The organism is Flavilitoribacter nigricans DSM 23189 = NBRC 102662 (genome assembly GCF_002646595.1).
Lineage (GTDB): Bacteria > Bacteroidota > Bacteroidia > Chitinophagales > Saprospiraceae > Flavilitoribacter > Flavilitoribacter nigricans.
On the sequence record NZ_PDUD01000017.1, the window covers coordinates 93,395 to 114,525 of the forward strand.

11 protein-coding genes are annotated in these 21,131 nt (G+C 53.8%); 2 read left to right on the forward strand and 9 right to left on the reverse strand.

Annotated features, from left to right (window positions below):
* Positions 1 to 12: 12 nt before the first annotated feature.
* The 6 genes from CRP01_RS09605 to CRP01_RS09630 all read right to left on the reverse strand — a co-directional run bounded on the left by CRP01_RS09605 (position 13) and on the right by CRP01_RS09630 (position 10,934).
* Complete coding sequence (locus tag CRP01_RS09605; RefSeq protein ID WP_170110300.1) at positions 13 to 1,071, reverse strand: endo-1,4-beta-xylanase; 1,059 nt, start codon at positions 1,069 to 1,071, stop codon at positions 13 to 15.
* Positions 1,072 to 1,139: 68 nt separating this feature from the next.
* Positions 1,140 to 2,549: a sulfatase gene (locus CRP01_RS09610; RefSeq protein ID WP_099149814.1), complete on the reverse strand. Its 1,410-nt coding sequence runs from the start codon at positions 2,547 to 2,549 to the stop codon at positions 1,140 to 1,142.
* A gap of 29 nt (positions 2,550 to 2,578) precedes the next feature.
* Positions 2,579 to 4,180, reverse strand: coding sequence for a sulfatase family protein (locus CRP01_RS09615; protein WP_099149815.1), 1,602 nt, complete (start codon positions 4,178 to 4,180; stop codon positions 2,579 to 2,581).
* 214 nt (positions 4,181 to 4,394) lie between these two features.
* Complete coding sequence (locus CRP01_RS09620) at positions 4,395 to 5,993, reverse strand: hypothetical protein (RefSeq protein WP_099149816.1); 1,599 nt, start codon at positions 5,991 to 5,993, stop codon at positions 4,395 to 4,397.
* Between the two features lie 125 nt (positions 5,994 to 6,118).
* Complete coding sequence (locus CRP01_RS09625; protein ID WP_099149817.1) at positions 6,119 to 7,648, reverse strand: RagB/SusD family nutrient uptake outer membrane protein; 1,530 nt, start codon at positions 7,646 to 7,648, stop codon at positions 6,119 to 6,121.
* 139 nt (positions 7,649 to 7,787) lie between these two features.
* Positions 7,788 to 10,934: a SusC/RagA family TonB-linked outer membrane protein gene (locus CRP01_RS09630; protein WP_099149818.1), complete on the reverse strand. Its 3,147-nt coding sequence runs from the start codon at positions 10,932 to 10,934 to the stop codon at positions 7,788 to 7,790.
* Positions 10,935 to 11,171: 237 nt separating this feature from the next.
* Between CRP01_RS09630 and CRP01_RS09635 the strand changes: the two genes are divergently transcribed.
* Positions 11,172 to 13,580, forward strand: coding sequence for a glycoside hydrolase family 44 protein (locus CRP01_RS09635; RefSeq protein WP_099149819.1), 2,409 nt, complete (start codon positions 11,172 to 11,174; stop codon positions 13,578 to 13,580).
* A gap of 59 nt (positions 13,581 to 13,639) precedes the next feature.
* On the opposite strand, the gene CRP01_RS09640 is transcribed toward CRP01_RS09635, so the two are convergent.
* From CRP01_RS09640 to CRP01_RS09650, 3 genes are all read right to left on the reverse strand, one after another.
* Positions 13,640 to 14,923 carry a hypothetical protein gene (locus CRP01_RS09640; protein WP_099149820.1) on the reverse strand — a complete coding sequence of 428 codons (1,284 nt, stop codon included), beginning with the start codon at positions 14,921 to 14,923 and terminating at the stop codon, positions 13,640 to 13,642.
* A 148-nt stretch (positions 14,924 to 15,071) separates the two neighbouring features.
* Complete coding sequence (locus CRP01_RS09645) at positions 15,072 to 17,909, reverse strand: hypothetical protein (protein WP_099149821.1); 2,838 nt, start codon at positions 17,907 to 17,909, stop codon at positions 15,072 to 15,074.
* A 250-nt stretch (positions 17,910 to 18,159) separates the two neighbouring features.
* Entirely contained in the window at positions 18,160 to 20,301 is a 2,142-nt protein-coding gene (locus CRP01_RS09650) for a TIM-barrel domain-containing protein (protein ID WP_099149822.1), read from the reverse strand.
* Between the two features lie 210 nt (positions 20,302 to 20,511).
* On the opposite strand from CRP01_RS09650, the gene CRP01_RS09655 reads away from it, so the two are divergent.
* The gene (locus CRP01_RS09655) at positions 20,512 to 21,108 is read left to right on the forward strand and encodes an FKBP-type peptidyl-prolyl cis-trans isomerase (protein ID WP_099149823.1); all 597 of its coding nucleotides are present in this window, start codon (positions 20,512 to 20,514) and stop codon (positions 21,106 to 21,108) included.
* Positions 21,109 to 21,131 lie beyond the last annotated feature (23 nt).

A 21,131-nucleotide genomic window follows, 5' to 3' on the forward strand; every position in this document is an offset into this window, starting at 1 on the left:
GGTGATGTGAGTTTAATACTGTTGCAGCAGATCGGTCAGTCGATCGTAAGCGGGTTTGGGCCGAAGCTGCTCGTCGAAAATGCAGCCGTCCCAATCCGGGTGCGGGGTTTCGGAACCGCGGATCTGCCAGTAGTTGAGCCCCACGGTTCCGGTAGCGGCACCGTCGAGCAGCACTTTGCCGATGGCGGTAAAGGTTTCCGCCTGCGCACTGCGATCGCCCGCTTTCTTTCCCTTCAGCCAGACATTGAATTCCGTGATATGGAATTCCAGCTCATTGCGGTGGCACCAGCGAATGAGTTCCTGCAGGCGTTCCAGGTTACCGGGGATCTGTTCCCAGCCGACATCGATATGCGCCTGCCAGCCCAGCCCATCTACCCGCAAACCGGATTCCCGCAGATAAGCGACCAGAGCTTTCATCTTTTCCCAGACGAACGGTTCCAGCGCACCGTGCTGATTAATGATCAGTTGCATGGAAGTTGCGTGCCGGTTGGCGATCTCAAAGGCTTTTTTGATGTAGATCGGTGGTCGTAGTTCGTGGTTTTCATCATAGCCCATTTGCGGCCAGGGGTTTTCCCAGCTATCCGTTCCCGGTTTGGGGCCGAACCAGTCTCCGTTCTTTTTGTCGATCGTTTCATTGACCACATCCAGCCACTTGATATTGGCCACACCGTTATATTTCAGGCACAGGGCCGTCAGGTATTCATCCAGCATCAACGCCAGTTCGTCCGCCATACGTGCGTCATTTTTCACCCATTTGGAACACTGCGGACTGATAGGTGCGTGCAACCGAAGAACCTGTCCGTGCCGGCGGGCGTGTTCCACCCAGGCATCGGAAGCCTTCCAGTTCCATTCTCCCGGCCGGGGATGGATCCGCGTTTGTTTGAAGTCATTTGCCGGCGTTACGTAACCGAACTCGCGATCCAGTAGCTCGATCGTTTCCGTTCCGAAGAGATCATAATGCGTAGCCGCGCCGATAAAGGCATTCCCCGCCGGAAACTTTTGCGCTACCAGCGTGCGAATGGAGTTTTTAGGTTGTATTTCCTGCGCTGCATCGGCTGCCTTTTTAGACATGCCGCAGCCTGCCAAAACCCAAACAACCATTAAGCATAGGAACGGTCGAACCAAATGCAGTGTGCAAGTCACTGAATGGCGTGTATAGTTTTTTTCCATTGATTTAATTTTTTGTGTAATTCTTCGGCGAGTTTAGCCTGACTATTGACCAGGTTATTCGCTTCGTAAGGATCCGCTTCCAGATCGTACAGTTCCAGCCGTTGCTCCTCGTAAAAATCGATGAGTTTCAGATTTCCCGTGCGGATCGCACTGCAATTACGATCTCCGGTGGAACCCGGCCGTCCTCGCGGAGAATGCCAGTAAAAAGTTCTGGATTCCACTTGTTCCCCGCGCAGCAGCGGCAGCATACTCCGGCCGTCCAGATGGTCATCCGGTCGCAGGGGGATGCCGGCAATATCGAGCAGCGTGGGGAAAATATCGGTATTGATCGTCAGAGCCGTGCATACCGATCCGGCTTTATCCGTGCCCGGCATCCGGAGGATAAATGGGACCTTGATCCCCCCTTCGTAAACGTGCCCCTTCCCGGCCCGCAGGGGGAGATTGGCTGTGGCCAGTTGCCGCTGGCTGCTGGCTCCCCGGTTGGACAGTCCGCCGTGATCAGACGTAAAGATGATCACCGTATTGTCGTAGAGCCCTTCCTCTTTCAGCACCCGAACCAGGCGGCCCAGGCTTTTGTCCATACTTTCGATCATGGCGGCATAAACCGCATTATCCTGTAGCATTTTAGTGGCCCCGTCTTTGGGTAGATATTCCGGTCCTTCCAGCTTCATTGCCCGCAGTTTTTGACGGTATTTCCGGACCAGCTCCGGCTTGGCCTGAAAGGGGGTGTGCACCGCGTAATGGGCGAGGGTCGCAAAAAACGGCCCGTCCTTATGATCCCGGATAAATGCAATGGCCTTATCCGTTAAATGATCGGTAAGGTAGGCTCCTGCTGTTCCGTCCTCCAGGTCCACGATCTCCCGGTGATTGCTTTTATCTCCCGGTTTAGCCCGATTGTAGGGATAGAAATAGGAAATCGGAGCACCGGCCGCACAGCCTCCCACATTGATATCGTATCCCTGATGCTGTGGCCAGTATGCTTCCTTTTTACCCAAGTGCCATTTGCCGGCAAAAAAGGTCGTGTAATCAGCTTGTTGGAAGGCCAATCCCAAGGTCTGCTCCGTGGGTCCTATCTGGCCTTTGTCGCCGGGGATCCGGCTCCGGGCCGGGAACTTCCCGGTTTGTAAAGCGTAGCGGGAAGGCACACAGCGGGGATGCGCCACGTAGGCATTACTAAACCATACGCCCGCCGCGGCCAGGGCATCGATATTGTGCGTTTCGTACAATTCCGAACCGGTAAAAGACAGATCGTAATAGCCCAGATCATCCACCAGGAAAAGCACGATATTTAGTTTTTCCTGGGCTAATGCCGGGAACGTCCACAAGAAAACCGGTAGCAGTAACCAGATCTTTGTAGACCAAAAGTTGTTTGTTAGCATGCTCTTTTATTGTGTATTTCGATTGATTTTTATCGGTCTGATCCTTCCACTTTTGCCGGAGTGACGTGCCCGAAATCCTTCGTCGTGATCTCGCGCAATTCCTCGAGTGATCGGTCGTTGCCGTAGTGTGCCATCATCGCCCGTAATTCCGTTTTCATATCTTCTATGATCGCCGCATTAGCCGGATCATCGATAGCATTATTCAGCTCCTGTGGGTCCTTTTCCAGATCGTAGAATTCCCAGACATCAATGTCGTAATAGAAATGAGCCAGTTTATACCGATCGTTCCTAATGCCGTAATGGGGCTGCACATGGTGCCAGAACGGGTATTCGTAGTAGTGGTAATACATGGCCTGCGGCCAGTCCTGGGGCGTTTTTCCCGAGAGGTTGGCCAGAAAGCTACGCCCCTGCACCGCTGCGGGCGGCGTAATGCCGGCCGCCTCCAATAGTGTCGGCGCAAAATCGACATTGGTTATGATGTCGGTATTTTCCTGCCCCGCTTTTACTTTAGCTGGATACCGCACCAAAAAGGGCATACGCAATGATTCCTCGTAGATAAACCGCTTGTCGAACCAGCCGTGCTCGCCCAGATAAAAACCCTGGTCGGAGGTATACACCACGATGGTATTTTCCGCCAGACCATTTTCATCCAGATACTGCAGGACCCGGCCGATATTGTCATCTACAGACTTTACACAGGCCAGGTAATCCTTAATATAGGTCTGGTATTTCCAACGGCGGGCTTCCGCATCACTCATCGTGGAATCCGGCTTCACATTTTGACCCCGCTTGTTCCCATAGGTATTCCAGCGGCGAAGTTCGCGGCCCGCCAATTCTTCCGGAGGGGTAAGTTTCATGTCTTTCCGGTTGAAAAAATCCATGGTCATATCGGTATCACCGGCCGTTTTTTCCCGGCCTGCATAATCGTCATCGAAGGTAGAGGGATAAGGCATTTCCGTTTCTTCCCAGAGGTCCTCGTATTTGCGGTCCGGTTCCCAGTTCCGGTGGGGTGCCTTGTACTGCAGCAGCATCGCAAAGGGCTGATCCTGATCGCGCTGGCTGGTCAGCCATTCCAGGGCAAAATCGGTGGTCAGATTAGTGGCGTAGCCTTCTTCGGTAACTTCCTTTCCGTTTTCGTTGTACACCGGATCCCAGTAAAAACCCTGCTGTCCGGGATTGTTGTGGTATTTGAAATAATCAAAGCCGCGCGGCTCCGTACCCAGGTGCCACTTGCCCACCAGCGCCGTCTGGTAGCCGTTGTCCTGGAGAGCCTGCGGGAACGTCCATTGTTCGGCATTGAACTGTCCGCCGCCCTCGTTTTTGTAGTAGCCGTTGACGTGACTGTACTTTCCGGTCAGTACCGCGGCCCGGCTGGGTCCGCATATGGCATTGGTACAAAATACATTGCGAAATAGCACGCCCTCCCGGGCCAGCCGATCGATATTCGGCGTTGGTGCGTATTCATCGTAAATGCCCCCGTAGGCACTGATGGCGTGCGCCGCGTGGTCATCCGACATGATGAACAAAATGTTGGGGCGAGCAGCTTCAGAACCCGGCAGGCGGGAACCACAGCTGCTCAGAACCAACAAAATAAATAGGTAAAAACAAGCATTTATGATGCGCTTCTTCATGTTTAAAGTTGATTTTCTCCCAGGCTATACCGGGTATGGATTACAGCCCGGTTGAGTAACCTGAATGATAAAAGAGGAGGCAGGATCCAATGCATAAGCTGCCCCTGACCGGAGCCGGGGAAACCGGCCGTAGTCCATGTAAATTTGGAAAAAGTCTTACGGAGTTTGGAGCAACGCGCAGTGCCACAGCGCTCCAAACTCCTCTCGGGAAAGATCACTCTTCTATCGCCCCAAAAACGTCCGCGATCTCCGCCGAAACGGCGTCAATGATCAACTGACCATTCTGATTGCCGGCGGCTACATCCTTAGAAAATAAGCGCCAGTTGAGATAGAGTGTATTGCCGGAAATTGTGGACAGATCGACCGGAATATGCTCGTATTCATTAACCGGCCCGTTCCCCTGGTTCCAGTTGATGCCCTGCCAGGGCCCATCCGGGGCCAGAAGGGTTTGCCACTCGGCCTCCACAAAAGCACTAGCTTCCAGACTGGATACATCGTCTCCGTAGTACAACTCGCGGGCGTAGCGATTGGTAAAGGCGCCACCGTAACCGATGAGCTCCGCGAAAGAAAAGCGCAACGCTTTGACTCCGGTAATATCAACCGTCCTCACCAGGCATGCATCCAATGTACCGGGATTGAACCGGCGCATACCCGAAAAATTACCGCCGCCGACATTGGCAATTTTCTTCCAGCCGCCGGAAGCCGCCTCACCGCTGAGGTCATAGCCGGCCCAGACGCCGGGGAAAGCTTCTTCGGGCAGAACATCATTCTCTTCGCTATTGAGCTGGTCGTCGAAATAGGGCGTCCACTGGAATACTACACTCAGGGTAAGCAGCTCCGGAAACTCCCTGCCAACACCACCGGCATTGGTAGCGATCGCTCCGATCAGGTGATCGCCTTCCGGCAAATTGGCATCGGCGGCAACGCTGATCGCACCCTCGGTTATAGATAAGTAATCCGCAAATGGAGTAAGCGCTTCCGGCAGGATGAGTTCCCATTCCACGGCGTTCATACCCCGCAGCTGGGGCGTTGCGGTCGTATAAGCCGTCCAGGGGGAAAGGGTCACTTTGGTTAAAGGCGTGAGGCCGTCCTGTTGGAAATAGCTCAGCGTCGGGGCCGGGCCTACATTCACTGTAAGCAAGTTCAAAGCTTTAACTACCCCCAGATTAGTCGTTACCGCAACCGACAGCGGCTGGGCGCCTTCTGCGGCCGCTCCGGTTTTGCTGATCGCTCCCGTGTTGGCATCAATAGTATAGATATCCGGAGCATTGATCAGTTCGTAAGTAACTTCCGTGATCTCCCCGCCGGAATTATCCACATAGCTTACCGTAGCGATCACGCCCTGTTCCAGACTGCCGGCCTCCACACTCTCCTGATCAATCGCAATATCGAGCGGCACCGCTTTTACGTTAAGCGTAAAAATATCATCGTACTGGGCGATACCCTTCGGATATTGGACCACGACAGAGGCAATGTAATCGCCCGGTGCCAGTCCTCCGGCTGCATTATTGTAGCTGATCACTCCGGTCTTCGGATCGATAGCGAACTGATTTAATCCGGTAGCCGAGGCCGGGGCTTTAATGGTATCGATCAGGAATTTATAGCTCGAGGCGTACTCAAATGTAGGTTCCGTGCTCGCAATGGTTTCCAACACCGGAAAGGTTTCCAGGTTCTGGTAGGCTACAGCGCCGTCGTTACTGGAAATCACGCCCGGCTGGTAGGCTTCGTAATCGGTCTCGAAGCGCTCTTTCCCGCACCCCAGCAGTAGCAGTAAACCGCAAAAAAGCGGCAGATATATAATTGAAGATCTCATTTCATTTTTGTTTTATAATGGTCAAATATGGCGTGTAGAGACTTCCAGGGATCATACTACAGCCCCAGTCACCCCTTCTCCCCCTCACCCAATCACCCCCTCTCCAACTCCCCTCGTCCCAAAACCTATCCATCAATCAAATTATTCGTATTGATCTCGATCAGCGGAATGGGCAACAACATGACCTCCGCCTCATTCGTGTTCAGTTCCAGATCCACGGACTCATCGTACATCGGGTTATTGTTGTGCTCCAGAATAGTATGTTCCAGGAAGTAATCGTACCCTCTCCGGCGGTTGTGGTGGGCATCCTCTCCCTCTCCGATCAGTTCAAAACGGTATTCCTTCATAATGGCATTCCGGAAGGATTCCTGATCGCCCTTATAGCCGGCGTGCGGTTCCAGCCCAACCCGGGCCAGTACTTCCGATACATATCCCAAAGCTTCGCCGTTCTGCAGTTCGTTGGAGATCTCCGCCAGCATCAACAGCAATTCGGCGTAACGGTAGACGATCAGGTTCTGACTGTTGTACTGGTTGGTATGGGTGCGATCCTTTTCCGCAAATTTGAACAGGTAGGGATGCGCATTACCAAACGAATTCCGATTTGGGTTGGCGGGATAAACTTTCAGAATAGAACCATTGGTCACCCGGTCGTACTCGCTAATGTAGGTAGCATCCAGCCGGGGATCCCCCGGATAAGTGTCAGCGTGTTCCTGGTAGATATCCGCACTTACCAGTAACCAGCCGAAATGTCTGGCCGCTTTGTACTGGGGCGGCGTAAAGTTTCGGCCCATCTGAGAATTAGCGGCTTCCTGACTGATCTGCAATTCAAAAACGGACTCCGAGGTATTTTCTCCGTTTACCGTAAATAATTCCGCGTAATCATCGTGCAGGGTATACTGACCGTAACCTTTGATCGCTTCCTCGTAGGCCAATTCCCAGTAATCCCGATCGGACAGCGTTGCGTCCCGCAGTTCCGCCGGAGCGGTAGCGAGGGTCATATAGACTTTGGCCAGCAGCATATTGGCGGCAAAAGGTAAAGGATAACCGGTTCCACTGGCGCCGTTCATCAGCTCGGCCGCCAGTTGGGCGTCCCGGATGATCTGAGCGTAAATCTCCCCAGCCGGCGATTTGGCCTTGTCCGTATTATTAGAGGAAGGCAGTTCCAGCCACAATGGGATATCGCCCCACAATCTAACCAGCGAGAAATAGGACCAGGCCCGCACGAAATAGGCGTGTCCGGCGATATCGTTGAATTCCATTTCGCTCGAAGTCCGCGCATCGTCGTAAACCGTGATATTGGCGATGGCCGAATTGGCCCGGGCGGCCGCCTGATAAAACCCACCCCATAGCGCCTCGGAATCGCCATCCAGGGTTGGTTTTAAGGAAAACAAATTGGCATTATTCACATTGTTCCGGTTGTTCCCCCCGTTCCTGCGGGTGAGAAATAGTCCCGAAAAACCGTTGATCACAAAATACCGTCGTTCCTGGGCATCGTAAGCAGTAAGGCTTTGGTAGATCCCGTCCAGGGCCGCATGGGCGCTTTGCACCGAGCTGTACAGGGAATCATCCAGGAAAGGCGGGTTCTCATCCAGATTACAGGAACCATAGGAAATGCCGAATATTAGAAATAGTATAAGCTTTAAATTTTTCATCATCTTATATTGAAACCGGCGGCGAATACAACCGCACAGAGTGATTTAATCGAATTGCTCTCAACCATCGACCGTCAACCCTCCACCGTCAACCGTCGACCGTCAACCATCAACCATCAACCGTCGACCATCAACCATCCACCTAAAAATTAACATTCACCCCCGCCAAAAACGTCCGGGCATTGGGAGCGCCGTTCCAGTCTACACCATTGATCAGCCCGGAATACAGGAAGTTGGTCACCTCCGGGTCATAGCCGCTGTAATTGGTCCAGGTAAAGAGGTTTTGTGCCGAAACGTAGAGATTGACCCGACTGAAAACACCCTCCACAGGCAGATCATACCCCAGGGTAAGGTTTCCCAGTCTCAGATAACTGCCATCTTCGATGATCCAGTCCGGAATGGCGATGGCACCGTTCTCCGTATAACCGATGCGGGGAAAAGAGTTGGAGGGCTGATCCGGGCGCCAGGCATTGTGGTAAGCAGCGGCCAGGATATTGTTATTTACGCCTTCGGCAACACCCATGCGCAGCAGGTTCCCGTTCGCGATATCGTTGCCGTATACTCCGTTGAACAGCGCACTCATGGAGAATCTTTTGAAATTCAGGGAGAAGTTGAAACCGTAGACAAAATCCGGGTTGGGATTGCCGATTACCGTCCGGTCTTTTTCATCGATCACCCCGTCGCCGTTCTGATCAATGATCTTCACATCACCGGGAACAGCGCCCGCGATCATATCCGGATCATCGACCTGGTAGACCCCGGCCGTCGCAAAGCCGTAGAACAGGCTGGTTTCCTCCCCTTCGATGAAAATGTTAGCGGGCGATTTAAAGATATTGCCGCGACTGATGTTCTCCCCATTGTAGTAAGAGCGGGCCTGGTAACGACCATCCAGCAGGATCGTATCCAGAGGGATCCCCAGGGATTCGATCCGCGTTTTATTGAAAGCGATATTTCCGCCAAAATCCAGTTTCAGGTCCTCTTGGTCCACCGCCACTACATTTAGGGCCAGTTCTACCCCTTTGTTGGAGATCGTACCGCGGTTGATCAGCAAGTTGGAAAAACCCGAAGAAGTGGGAATGGGTACATTCTGCAGGAGGTCCTTGGTCGTTTTATCGTACCAGTCGACGGAACCGCTCAGCCGGTTATTGTAAAAGCCGAAGTCGAGGCCGAGATTAAGTTGCTCAGTAGTTTCCCAGGTCAGGTCCGGATTGGCAATATTGTTGAGCACCACGGGCACGCTGACCCCATTGGTAGGCGTACCGTACAGTACGTTGGCGTTAATCCCGTAGTTGGACAGGGTTCCGTAGGGACCGATCCCGTGGTTGCCGATCTGCCCCCAGCCGGCCCGCAGCTTCAGATCATCAAACAGATTCAGACCGCGGATAAACGGCTCGTCGATCAGCCGCCAGGCCAGGGCGAAGGAAGGAAAGGTCCCATAGCGATTGTCTTCGGCAAATTTAGACACCCCGTCCCGGCGAAAACTTGCCGTCAGCACGTAGCGGTCCAGCAGGGTGTAAGTCACCCGGCCGAGGATGGAGAAAAGTTCCTGGTCTGCCGCCTGCAGCGCCAGCGGGGTGGTGATCACCTGCCCTAAAAACGGTTGCTGGGTTCTGAGCTGCGTCGTCACCAGATCCTCTACAGAATAGATGCTTCGTTCCAGGTCCCGTACATCGTAGGTTACCCCAAGGGTAGCGTTGATCCGGTGTTTTCCTTTTCCGAGCGTGCGGTTGTAGCGGAGAAAATTATTGATCTGATACGAAATGGCTTTCAATTCGGAGAACTGGAGTGCCCCATTGGCGCTGCCGCCCTGGAAGGTGCTCAGGCCGTAAAAGCGCCGGCGATCTTTGTTGCGAATGTTCCCTCCGGCCTTGATCTGATATTTGAGACCTTTGACGGGTAGTTCCAGCGTCAGGGCCAACGATCCGAGGAAACGACTCTCTTCGGACTGATCGGTGAAATCATTCACGTAAGAATAAGGATTGGTCTCATCCAGTTCTTCTCCGATATCCTCTATTCCGTCGCCGATAATGGGGTTGTAAGAAAGTACATTGCGGATGAAGCTCTGATTGCCACCCACCAGGTCACCGGCTTCCGCAAAGTCGGATTGGGCGTAAAAGCCGCTGAACCGGGCTTCCACTTTTAGTTTATTCGTCAGATCCTGGTCGAGATTGAACCGGAGGTCACCGCTCTGAAAGCGGGAATTATCCACTACCCCGTTCTGGTCATTGTAACCTACGGACAGGTAATAGCTGCCGCGGTCGCTGCCGCCGGAAACGGAGCCACCGACATTGGTGCTCAATCCGGTGCGGTACAGCTCATCCTGCCAGTTGAACAACTGGGCGGGAACGGTCGATACGGTGCGCTGCCCGTCCTCATTATTGACCTGATAAACCTGGTCCCCTTCGATGACGTAGGAAATATTGTTCCCGTTATTGAGAGCGGATTCATTCTGATACTGTGCGTAGCCGAGGCCGTCGAGTACATCGTAGGTTTTGGTAATGGACCGGGCGCCGGTGGTCACAAAACCATTGAGCTTCGCTTTTCCGCTCACTCCCTTCTTGGTCGTGATCAGCACCACGCCGTTCGCCCCCCGGGAGCCGTAAATGGCCGTTGCCGACGCATCTTTCAGGATCTCAATGCTTTCAATATCCCGCGGGTTGATCCCGTTCAAACCGTTTTGGGTTTCCTGACCGGAATTGCCGACCCCGCCGGCCGGTGCCACATCTTCGCCGGCGGATGAAATGATCACCCCGTCCACGACGTAAAGCGGTTCATTGTTGCCGCGCAAGCTGTTCGTACCGCGGATGCGTACGCTTACCCCGGAACCGGGAGCACCGCCGTTCTGCGTGACCTGTACGCCGGCCGCCCGGCCCTGCAGCAACTGATCGATGGTATTGGATTGGCGGGAGACGTTGTCTTCTACTTTTACCGTGGATACGGCACCGGTCAGATCCCGTTTCCGTACTTCGCCGTAGCCGATCACCACCACTTCATCCAGTACGGAAGCGTTCTCAGCCAGTTGCAGATCGATGGTCGTCCGGCGACCAACCGCTATTTCCTGTTTTTGGTACCCGATGTAGGAGAAAAGCAGGACGGCGTTCTCAGCGGGCACCTGCAGGGTATAGTCACCGTCAATATCGGTGATCGTTCCCTGAGCGCTGTCCTTGAGCTGCACGTTCACTCCGATAAGCGGTGTACCTTCCGCGTCGGTAACGGTACCGCTTACCGTCCGTTGGGCCGCAGCGGTCATTCCCATTAGGAGTAGTAAGATTAAGATAGAATTCCTCATTAGCCTATAATTTTGTTGATTTCTGAAGGATGCCGATGCACGGCGTTTTCCTCTTGCCAACAAAGTTTCTCAATCTTACTTTCGATGGGGTCCTCTCATCGTTCAATAGGGTTCACTTATCGTTCAACCATTGATTATCAATCACTTTTGAACACTGAGTGAACCTTTTTGAACGATCAGCAGACCGGTGAGAGGAACCGGGGAGTTAGCTTTATACCACAAGAAAATTCAAAAACAATGAAGAACTCCTTAACCTTTTTCCTCCTGCTGTCCGGTCTATTCCACCTGGCAGCCCAAACCACCATCAATGCCGCTCTGGACTTCGGAGATACCCATCCGATCAGTCCGTTGATCTACGGTTTTAACCAGGATCACGAATCCCCGGCCGGGGTCGAGAACTGGACCATCCGTCGACTGGGCGGCAACCGAATGAGCGTTTTCAACTGGGAGAACGGTGCCTCCAATTCCGGGCACGACAACCAGACCTATCCCAATGACAACCGCATTCCAAACCTGATCGGCGTCCCCTCGGCCGATAAGGATGTACCCGGAGAAGCCTACCGCGTTTTTCACCAGGACAACCTCAATGCGGGCATTACCTCCCTGATCACCGTTCCTATCCTCGGTTGGGTAGCGGCGGATAAGGATGGTTCCAACCTGACCTCCCCTCCTTCCTCCCGCTGGCACGATCTGGTCTACGAAAAACCCACCGCATTTTCGCTGCCACCGGATGGCAATGATGCCGTCGTTTACCTGGATGAATCCATTCACTATCTGGTGCAGACCTTCGGGGATGCGACCACGGCGAACGGAGTGAAATACATTGCACTCGACAATGAACCGGCGCTCTGGGAAACCACCCACGATCTGCTGGTCTCCGCTCCTCCAAATGCGGCCGATTACGTCCAAAAAGTGATCGATGCGGCCATTGCAGTGAAATCGGTAGACCCGAATATCAAGATCGTGGCCGGGGAATTTGCGGGGATCAATATTTTCGATTTCGGAAATGCGCCCGACTGGGGTACCGTCGGCAACGGCTACGACTGGTTTATCTCCTACTTCCTGGATGAGCTGAAAACGGCTTCCGACAATGCAGGCTATCCGCTCATCGATATCCTCTCCTTTCACAACTACCCGCAACATAAGATCGACTCCAACGGTAATTTCGACGGTAACGGCACGGTTGTGAGAACGTCCAGCTCTACGCAGGATCATATCCGCTCGGCCCGCATGGATTTTCCCCGTTCCCTCTGGGATCCGGCCTACATCGAGCCGAGCTGGCTGACCAACGCGAAACTGGGCGGCCAGGCAATGCAAACCCTGGTGCGGGTGCAAAACTCCATTGACACCTACTTTCCCGGTGTAAAGATCATGATCGGTGAATTCGATTACGGACACGATACGGATATTTCCCACGGCATCGGTATCGCTGATTTTCTGGGAGTTGTGGCCGATCAGGGTGTGGAGATCACCAATCGTTGGGATCTGGCTCCCGGTAGTACCAATACTTACACCTCTACGGCCTACCAGTTGTTCCGTAATTATGACGGCTCCGATGCCTCTTACGGGGATCTATCCGTCGGCAGTACTTTTGATCAGGCGGACAATGGCTCCGTCTGGGCCGCCGTAGATAGTGATGATGATGACCTTCACCTGATCCTGGTGAATAAACAGATCAACAGCAGCCTGACCGTTCAACTGTCCCTGAATGACAACGGCTATGTGCACGCCTTCAAAGACCTTCGCATGCTGAATAGTCAATCCACCAGTCTCAGTGCGGGTAGTGCCAGTGATATTTCGCTCAGCAGCGGAACCCTGACCACCACCCTACCTGCCTTGAGCGTATACCACCTGGTACTAAACCGTACCAGTAGCGGACCAAGCCAGTATACCATCACCACTTCGGTACAGGGCCAGGGCACGGTCAGCCTCAGTCCGGCCGGGGGCATTTACGATGCCGGTACGCAGGTCACCATTACGGCTACTCCCGCTACGAACTACCAGTTCGATGATTGGAGCGGTGACGTCTCCGGTTCGGGCAACCCGCTGGTGGTCACCCTCAATGGTGATCTGTCGGTGCAGGCCAATTTTTCGGAGACGACCACCTCGCCACCGCCCTGTTCCAATGCCATTCCTATTTCCGTACCGTTTTCCCATACAGGGTCGGGTAATTATTGTTGGGTAACTTCCGATGATATTTTCAAGGTCAATTCCTGGAATACCATCAAGTTACTCATCAACGGCGTGGACTACACCAATACCTGGTCCAACCAAATGCCGCCCCGGATCAATGGCCAATACTATATCAGCTTCAAAGGGAATAAGAACTGGTCGCACTTCGAGGCGCACCTAAGTAGTAATCTGGTGCGGGGAGAAGATCCGGCCTTACCCGAAACCGGGCAAACAGACTTTGGGGTCAGCGCCTTTCCCAATCCTTTTGTGACGCATACGCAATTGCAGCTTTCCCAGCCCCAACTGGTGCAACGCATTCGGATATACGACGTTCTCGGACGGATGTTGGAGGATCACCGGCCACCTTTCAGTAGTCAGATGACCGGCGTGGGAGAGCAGCTGGAAAAGGGGATCTATTATCTGAAAATAAGCGGACAGCAGCAGGAAAAAACCTTAATGCTACACAAGCAATAGTTTCCAGGACTACAGGCCTACCGGGTTGGGGAAACCCGGTAGGTCTTTCAGGTCCCTCTCTAGTCCAGTACCCGGGAACTTTCCAGTAAGCCCAGTTCCCACTCCCAGTAAGCGTCATCCCCCCAATTGAGATAATTGTAGACCTGCGTCTGATAACCACCGTCCTTAAGGTATTTCAATCCCGATACCTGCACCGGATCGGCAAACTCCAGATCCTGTAAAAATGGGTATTGTTCCAGCACGGCCGGTGGCAGATCCGGCAGGGTGTACTGATCCGTAGAGGCGGGATCGAGATAGACGGTCCAGTAGACCCGGTGGACATCGATCTTTGCGTAAAATTCGAGGCGGATAACGTCCAGCTGCTCCGTCTGAGTGAGCATAACGGTATTTCCATTTGCCTGCCCGGCGAGTTCCAATGGTTCGAATTCGATCTGATCCGGCAGCTGAGTATAGGACTGATAAAAAGCCATGGCATCCGTACGGGCTGGCTCCCGAACTGCCTGCAGATCGAGGCGGTAAAAACTCACCGGACTGGATTCGGGTATTTCAACAAGAATGCTTTCCAACGTTTCTGTCGATCCGTCCGGCTGCCGGCCGGCGATCAGTACGCGCTGTTCCAATAAATCATCCCACACGCCGACTATACTGGGTTCCCAGGTATCGGCGTAGGGTAAGCTGATCTCTTTCTGAATGAAGGTGAGATCAAGGTCGGAATAATCCAGGATCACCGGTTGGCCATCCCCGATCAATTGCAGGAATGCCCCCCGGGAAAAGGATTCCGATGCGCGTTTCAGTTTGATCAGCAAGTTGTTTTCGAGGATAAAGCCGGAAGAAAAGTTGATCTGCAGAATATCCGACTCAGCATCATGCTCCTGGCTGAAAGTCCCGGAATACCGGGGGATCTCGACAATTTCGAGATCATCCGGCACATGGTGGATCGTGATGCCCGCCGATGGCCGAACCCTGGTCTTAAAACGGGGAATGCTCAACTGAGCCCCGCTACTGACCCGAGTGATCGTCTCCAGCGTAACGGTCTGGGCATCGGTCTGACTGCTATTTGCAGAGAGCTCAATTTTGGTAAAATCAAGCGATCCGCTCAGCGTTTCGTAGAGTTCCAACCGGTGGTTCTTCCCGGCGACCAGTTCCTGTGCCTCCCGGACCGTACCGGCCTCATCGGTAAGAAAGGCCCAACCCCGCCAATCGTTCAACGCCCGGTAGATGTCATATACCCGGTAATTGACGCTGAACGTGGGGACTGCGTCCGGCTCCACGGGCAGGTCAATCGGCTTCGGTTTACAGTTCCAGCCAACCAACAGGGCTAGCATAAAGGTCCATTTTTTCATCAGATCGAATTTTACGCGCTTTTAATTCTCACATGCCAGAATAGCTGATGTTGCACAAAAATAGCTATTCACCTCCATAACCCGGACCGGCAGTGGTCCAAAGGTAGAAAAGTCCATAAATGCATCCGCCGGCAATCCCCAGACCAAATTATTTGATCACGTACCAGCTATACCCATTCGCCGGCACTTCCACCTCCAACCGGATCTTATAATCCCGGCTAAGGGTATACGTTTTGGCGGCCCCGTCTTCTTTTGAAACCGAGGCTTCATCGGTCAGTCCGGTATAATATAGCGGTATTTCCACCGTGCGGGTCACGGGCCGGTCCAGCGGGTTGAAGACCATGAAGAGTCCCTTTTCCTCGCCGCCCGGATTCACGTTCAGCCAGTAGTCGATATCACGTCCGTCCGCCCGGCGCAGGTGGAGGATGTCCCCTTCCAGAACTTCCCGGTGTTTTTTAAACCAGTCTACCGAGGCTTTGACCATGGCTTTGGTCTCTTCGGTATCAAACAAACGGGGTCCCCGGTAACAGGCCTGTACCCCACCGCCCAGGTTACTGACCATCATTTTCTGATAGTGATCCAGGTGTTCGTTCAGCGGTTCGATGGTGGCCGCCTCTCCCCCACCGTGGTATTCCGTCAGCGGCACGAACATCCAGCCCATCGACGGGGTCTTGGTCCAGGCGCCGTCGTAAATATTCTGGCGGGTATGCAATACCTGCTGGGCCCGCGGCAGGCTCCAGTTGACCTCGCGGTATCCCATCCCACATTTATTGGAGCCGGTCATGTAGTAGTAATCGGGAACGTTCAGGTAAATACCATTGGCCCGGCACCATTTGTAAAAATCGGCGATGACCTGGTACTGATTCCAGCGGGAATCTCCGTATCCCCGGTGACCGGGGTGGTCCTCGGAAGTACACACATCCCCCGGGTAGGAGCCGTCGTGTTCCAGCAGGGCGAAACCGGTTTTTTCGTAAAAGTTGTAGAGTTTTTTGAAATACGTCTGTCCCCATTCGCTGCCGATGCAGGGAGAATTACCGAAAGTCGGCCGTTCCCCGGGAGGCATCACTACATCCTGCCCGTCGCCGATCCGGCGGGAGGCCAGCAGAGAATAACCACCGATCTCGACGCCTTTACTTTTGGCGTACTCGGCGTATTGTTTCATCTTGGCGATATACTCCTCACTGTCATCTTCGATGTTGAAACCGCTACCGAAGGTCAGGATCACCATTTCGAAGCCGACTTCGGCACTCTGGTCGATGGCCCGTTTCACCTGCTCCCAGTCGGCGAAGCGCGCGTGCATCATCAACGGATTTTCTGTCGTCCAGGGAGCCAGAGTCCGGTACATTTTCCGCAGAGACAGACCTTGACGTTCCCGATCGTAACTATCGTAGGGCAACATGAACGAACGGAAACTGATAAACTGATCCCCCGCTTCCAATACCTGTTCCGGGCCTATTTCGGGAGACACCTTCAGCAGGCAGGGCGTCAGCCGCAGGTAGTTCACCTGCGTGGAATAGTCGGGATCCGTTTCCCAGTGGACCACATGGTGGTTGGCATCATCCACATTGAAACTGGCGAAGGCGTAATCCGTTTCCACGTGAATATTCGGCTTGGCCACATTGTATTCGCGGGTCTCCACTTTGGAGCCGTACTCCACCGCGGCGAGGATGTCACTGGTGAAATCGTTGATCGTCACCGGCTGGTTGCCGCGGTTCTCTACCGTCATCCATTTGCTCATTACCGGTATCCCGTCGTACAGTTCGTAGTGCAGTGAAACCCGGACATCAGGTACTTCGGACGGCCCGTCCTTCCCCATTTGCATCGCTGCGTAGACGGCAAAATCCATTACCCGCAATCGCACCAGTTCACCCGGGGATTCCGTCCGGTCCGCTCGCTTACCCTGCGCATCCGTTTTCCCGATGCGGAAGGCAGTAGGCGCTTTTCCATCGAATGGGATCTTTTCGATCACGCGCCAGGTACCGCCGAGCGGTTTGGCCTCACAGTAAATAAATGCTTTTCCCAGTCTCAGGCGAAGTACCCAGGGCCGGCTCATATCCAGTTCCTGCCGGCCTCCGGCAGCCCGCTGTTCTTTTTCACCATCCCACAGGCCAAACATCGGCACGCCGTCATCGTAGGTATTGCCGCCGGGCCGGAGGTAAAACTTAATCGTTTTATTGGGCCACACCAGACTCAGTCCCGGGCCCCATTCCTTACTATCATCCGTACCCACATCGATGGTCGTTTCGAGTACCGCACCGCCCGCTGGCCAGGCCCGTTCCAGAAAAACGCTGGTGCCGGCCGGGGTGTAGATCTCTCCGATCTTCCCTTCGTTCTGGAAGGAACTCCGCTCGTGGGTATCCGAATGGACCAGTGTCCAGTCCGGTTCGACCTGCGTCATATCGCTTTGCAGCAACGCCGCCCGTCCAAAATCGCTGGGCAGAGACTGCCCCGAGCTTTTCACGGCATCTGCAGCCGGCATCTGAAAATCCAGCCGCAGATAAGTCCCCTTGGGCGGCCAGTTCGGATTGGGCGCATGATGCCGTACCTGTTTCCACTCAAAAGGGGCCTTGATCGGACCGGTAGCGTAACCGATATAGCGCATCGCGGCCGGATCATTCGTCAATCCGGCAATATCTTCCGTGCGCAGAAAGGCATAATTAGGCTGGCCTTTCAAACCACCAATGTCGTATTTCACGCCGTTGAGGGTGATATCCGCTTCGGGTTTGACCCCGCGGAGGATGTTCTCCCCGGTTACCAGATTTTCAAAGCCGACGGTAGCCGCATTGGGCCGGATCAGAAAAGTACGTTTGATCAGACCGTTCGTTAGTATGATGCGACTGGGGTTTTGGGAAGAATTAGTTTCCATTTTCGCTTTATAGGCGGAGCCGTCCAGTAACCAGTCCGTAGTCGTTTGGGCAGCGCCCGATCCCAAGACCAGACACAGTGGAAGTAGCAGATATAGTTTTCCCAATTGGATGATATTCATTGATTTGAAATTTTCGGTTAATGCTTGCATAGTAGATTTCCCGGGTTTAGGGCAACAGGGTCTTTTGTACTGACCGAAGCGGTTTGGAAAATGGCACATCCAATGGCAATAGCAATTTCAATTCCGCAAAATCAGGCGAAAAGGTAAATGATATACTGACCGAACAATCGCCGTTTACTTGTTATTGAAATTGCCATTGACATTGCTATTTAAAAAACCATATGCCAGGTTTCCACACAGCTCTACGGGTTTAGGGCCGGGTCATAAATACCCAGTTGACGGCTTCCCGGTAGTGAAAAAATTCCGGATTGTCGATCCGCATGCTTCCGCGCAGTTGATTCCCTTGCCGTTTTACCCGGAGATCAGCCCAGGAGAAGGCACCCCGCTCGTAGTCAAAGGTCGTACCATCATCGTCGTAGAGTCGGGAACTTCCGGGCGACTGGCCATAATGCCGGATTTCCAAGGGCAAGATCTCGTCCGGCCCCGGCATCTGGTTCCGGCTGGCAATCATGGGGACGATCCCGCCGTCCCTGACAAACAATGGGATCTGGTCCAGCCCCGGCGTCACCGTGATCACTTCCCCCGCACCAACGTAAGCTCCGGTATAGAAATCGTACCATTTACCCGGAGGCAATACCACCGATCGGCTTTCCTCCCCTTCGAACATCGGGGCCACCAGCATGGCATCTCCCATCAAATACTGATAGCGGATCTCCTTGGAAGCATATTCCCCGTAGGGGTTTCGGTCACTGCTGAGGTTGCCGCCCCGCTGCTCCGACCGGAAGTCGCTATTTTCCCAAAGTTGCATAGCGCGGAAGGGTGGGATCCCCTCCGAACGGTAGCGGGCAAAAGCAGTATAGAGATACGGCAGTAAACGCATGCGCAACTGCGCTACGGCCCGCACCTCATCCTCTACCTCGGGGAACGTCCAGGGTTTGGTACCGTCCGCCCAGGCGTTGAGCATGGCCATCGGGGAAAAGCAGACCGACTGCATGCGCCGGAGCCATTCTTCCGAAGTTTTAGAGGCCCGTACTTCCGGCGTCCAGAGCACCCCGATAAAACTGCTGTTGATCAGCGCGGTAATAAAGTCCTTATGACTGTAGTAATCGTTGTACACCACGTAGGGGAAACTACTGGCTCCGGCATTAGAGGCCCGGACCAGTCCGTAGGTTCGCCGGTTCTTTTCCCGAAACCAATCGGCGGTCATCCGTTGGACCATCAGCCCGTAGATCTGCCGCATTTCCTCGGCGCTGGTACCGGAAGGGAAGGTCGCCACATCCGGCCAGACCCAGCGGTCGTAGCCATCCACTTCGTCAATCTTGTAGCCGCTGACGCCCAGGTCAATGTGATGTTCCGTAAAATGATCTTTGTATAGTTGCCGGGCTTTTTCCAAGGTAAAATCCGGCACCAGGCCATTCCAGACCGTATGGGAACCGGACAGGGGTTTAATCTCCGGATACATACTGCCCCGGGGCGAAAGGTAGGGATTGAGCCAGAGATTAGCCCGGACGCCGCGTTCCCGCAATTTTTCCAGAAAGCCTTTCGGATCGGGGAAGCGCCCCTCGTCCCATTCAAAGGTGCAGGGATAGGCCATGGAATGCCAGCCCGGCTCCACCCCGATGAAATCCAGCGGGAAATCGTGGTCCGCAAAGTCGGCCACTTCCTGCAAAATATCCGAATCGGAATAAAGCGTCGGTACCCGTTGGGTGAACCCCAGTCCCCATTTTGGCGGCAGGCATCCACCGCCATTAAACAGATTGTAGCGTTGCACGGCCTTCAGCATGCTCGGACCTCCGAATATGTAAACTTCCGTACCGGCGGCCGGAACGAGTATTTCTACGGCATCCGAATACGGCTGGGCGGCCCATTGTTTGTCGGTATTGCGATCTTGCAGCAAAGGCGGGTCGTCAGCCTCCACCCGGATGGCCGTTCCGGCGTAAACTGTCAGATAACGGGCCGCATCGACCAATACCCCGTAACCCGCAGTAGACACGTAGAAGGGCACCGGAGCGTGCGTACGTCCGTTGTCCGCTCCGCCGTAATGATCGACGTGCAACTCCATAATACGGCCCCGCTGGTTGTGAGTTTTAAATTGCAAACCCAGTCCGTAGAGTTCCTCTTCACGCTCCAGGGGAAAGCGCAGATGGACCTGGCCGTCGATCACTTCCAGACTAATGCGGTCGGTGGGAAGTGGGAATTCAACTTCCGGCAGTTGTTCCAGCGCTTCCAGATTGGGTTCCGCTCCGGCTGCGCGCAACAGAGAGATATCCGGAATGGCTCCGACGGAAGCTTTCCAGATCCCCGGCGCTACCCTTGTCCATTCCTGTGCATCCAGAGCATGGAAAGATAGGCCCGACAGAAAAATGAAAAGGATTCTAAAGAAAGGATTCATACTTGTTTAATGTTTTGATAGCTTTCGTTTTGAACAGCGTAGTCTTTCGCAAATATAAGTTTCCGCCGGAGAAATTGCAGCCCGTGTATCTCCCTAAAAAGAATCGGCACTCCATTTCAGCTTCCTTTTTCAGGCCGCTGATCAATTTTGCCCTAATTCCCTTAGGTTTTGCCGGTTGAGGATAGCTACCTTAGCCGGAAAGCAAGCTTTATGAAAAATTTTCTTTTCTACGCCGGTTTTACCCTGCTGCTCACGGCCTGCGGCGGCAGTGAACAGGCAGAAAGTACTTCCGCCACGAATAGCCCGGAGCAGCCAGTCGCCGAGGAGCAATCAGAAGATCAGATATTCCTTCAGCTTTCTCCCTATCTCGTTGACGAACCGCAGGGACAGGGCGATACGGACCAAAATGCCATCATCAATTACGCCATCAATGAACTCATCCCGCTGGAGCGCACCCCTCGGGGCGTATTTTACCGCGTGTTGGAAGCCGGTGAAGGTGAACTGCTGGAGTGGGGAGATTACATCCGGGTCCACTACAAAGGTTACTTCCTGGACGGCAAAGTATTCGATGATACCCGTGTACGGGAAAAACCACTGGAGTTTTACATCGGTAATATGATCGAAGGCTGGAACTACGGATTGCAAAACGTCGCTCCCGGCGGTACGATCCAGTTGTTTGTCACTTCTCCCCTCGCCTACGGAGAAGAGGGTCTGCCGAACGCCAAGGGCGGCCTGCTGGTACCGCCCAATACGCCACTCGTCTTCGAAGTGGAGATCCTCGAATTGCTGAAGGAAGCCGGAGAATAAGCATTGATCGTTGACTCACCGAA

What these genes read in the sequence shown, in the direction of transcription:
- CRP01_RS09605 (WP_170110300.1), bottom strand. Translation starts at nt 1,071, where the DNA reads ATGTCTAAAAAGGCAGCCGATGCAGCGCAGGAAATACAACCTAAAAAC.
- CRP01_RS09610 (WP_099149814.1), bottom strand. Translation starts at nt 2,549, where the DNA reads ATGCTAACAAACAACTTTTGGTCTACAAAGATCTGGTTACTGCTACCG.
- CRP01_RS09615 (WP_099149815.1), bottom strand. Translation starts at nt 4,180, where the DNA reads ATGAAGAAGCGCATCATAAATGCTTGTTTTTACCTATTTATTTTGTTG.
- CRP01_RS09620 (WP_099149816.1), bottom strand. Translation starts at nt 5,993, where the DNA reads ATGAGATCTTCAATTATATATCTGCCGCTTTTTTGCGGTTTACTGCTA.
- CRP01_RS09625 (WP_099149817.1), bottom strand. Translation starts at nt 7,648, where the DNA reads ATGATGAAAAATTTAAAGCTTATACTATTTCTAATATTCGGCATTTCC.
- CRP01_RS09630 (WP_099149818.1), bottom strand. Translation starts at nt 10,934, where the DNA reads ATGAGGAATTCTATCTTAATCTTACTACTCCTAATGGGAATGACCGCT.
- CRP01_RS09635 (WP_099149819.1), top strand. Translation starts at nt 11,172, where the DNA reads ATGAAGAACTCCTTAACCTTTTTCCTCCTGCTGTCCGGTCTATTCCAC.
- CRP01_RS09640 (WP_099149820.1), bottom strand. Translation starts at nt 14,923, where the DNA reads ATGAAAAAATGGACCTTTATGCTAGCCCTGTTGGTTGGCTGGAACTGT.
- CRP01_RS09645 (WP_099149821.1), bottom strand. Translation starts at nt 17,909, where the DNA reads ATGAATATCATCCAATTGGGAAAACTATATCTGCTACTTCCACTGTGT.
- CRP01_RS09650 (WP_099149822.1), bottom strand. Translation starts at nt 20,301, where the DNA reads ATGAATCCTTTCTTTAGAATCCTTTTCATTTTTCTGTCGGGCCTATCT.
- CRP01_RS09655 (WP_099149823.1), top strand. Translation starts at nt 20,512, where the DNA reads ATGAAAAATTTTCTTTTCTACGCCGGTTTTACCCTGCTGCTCACGGCC.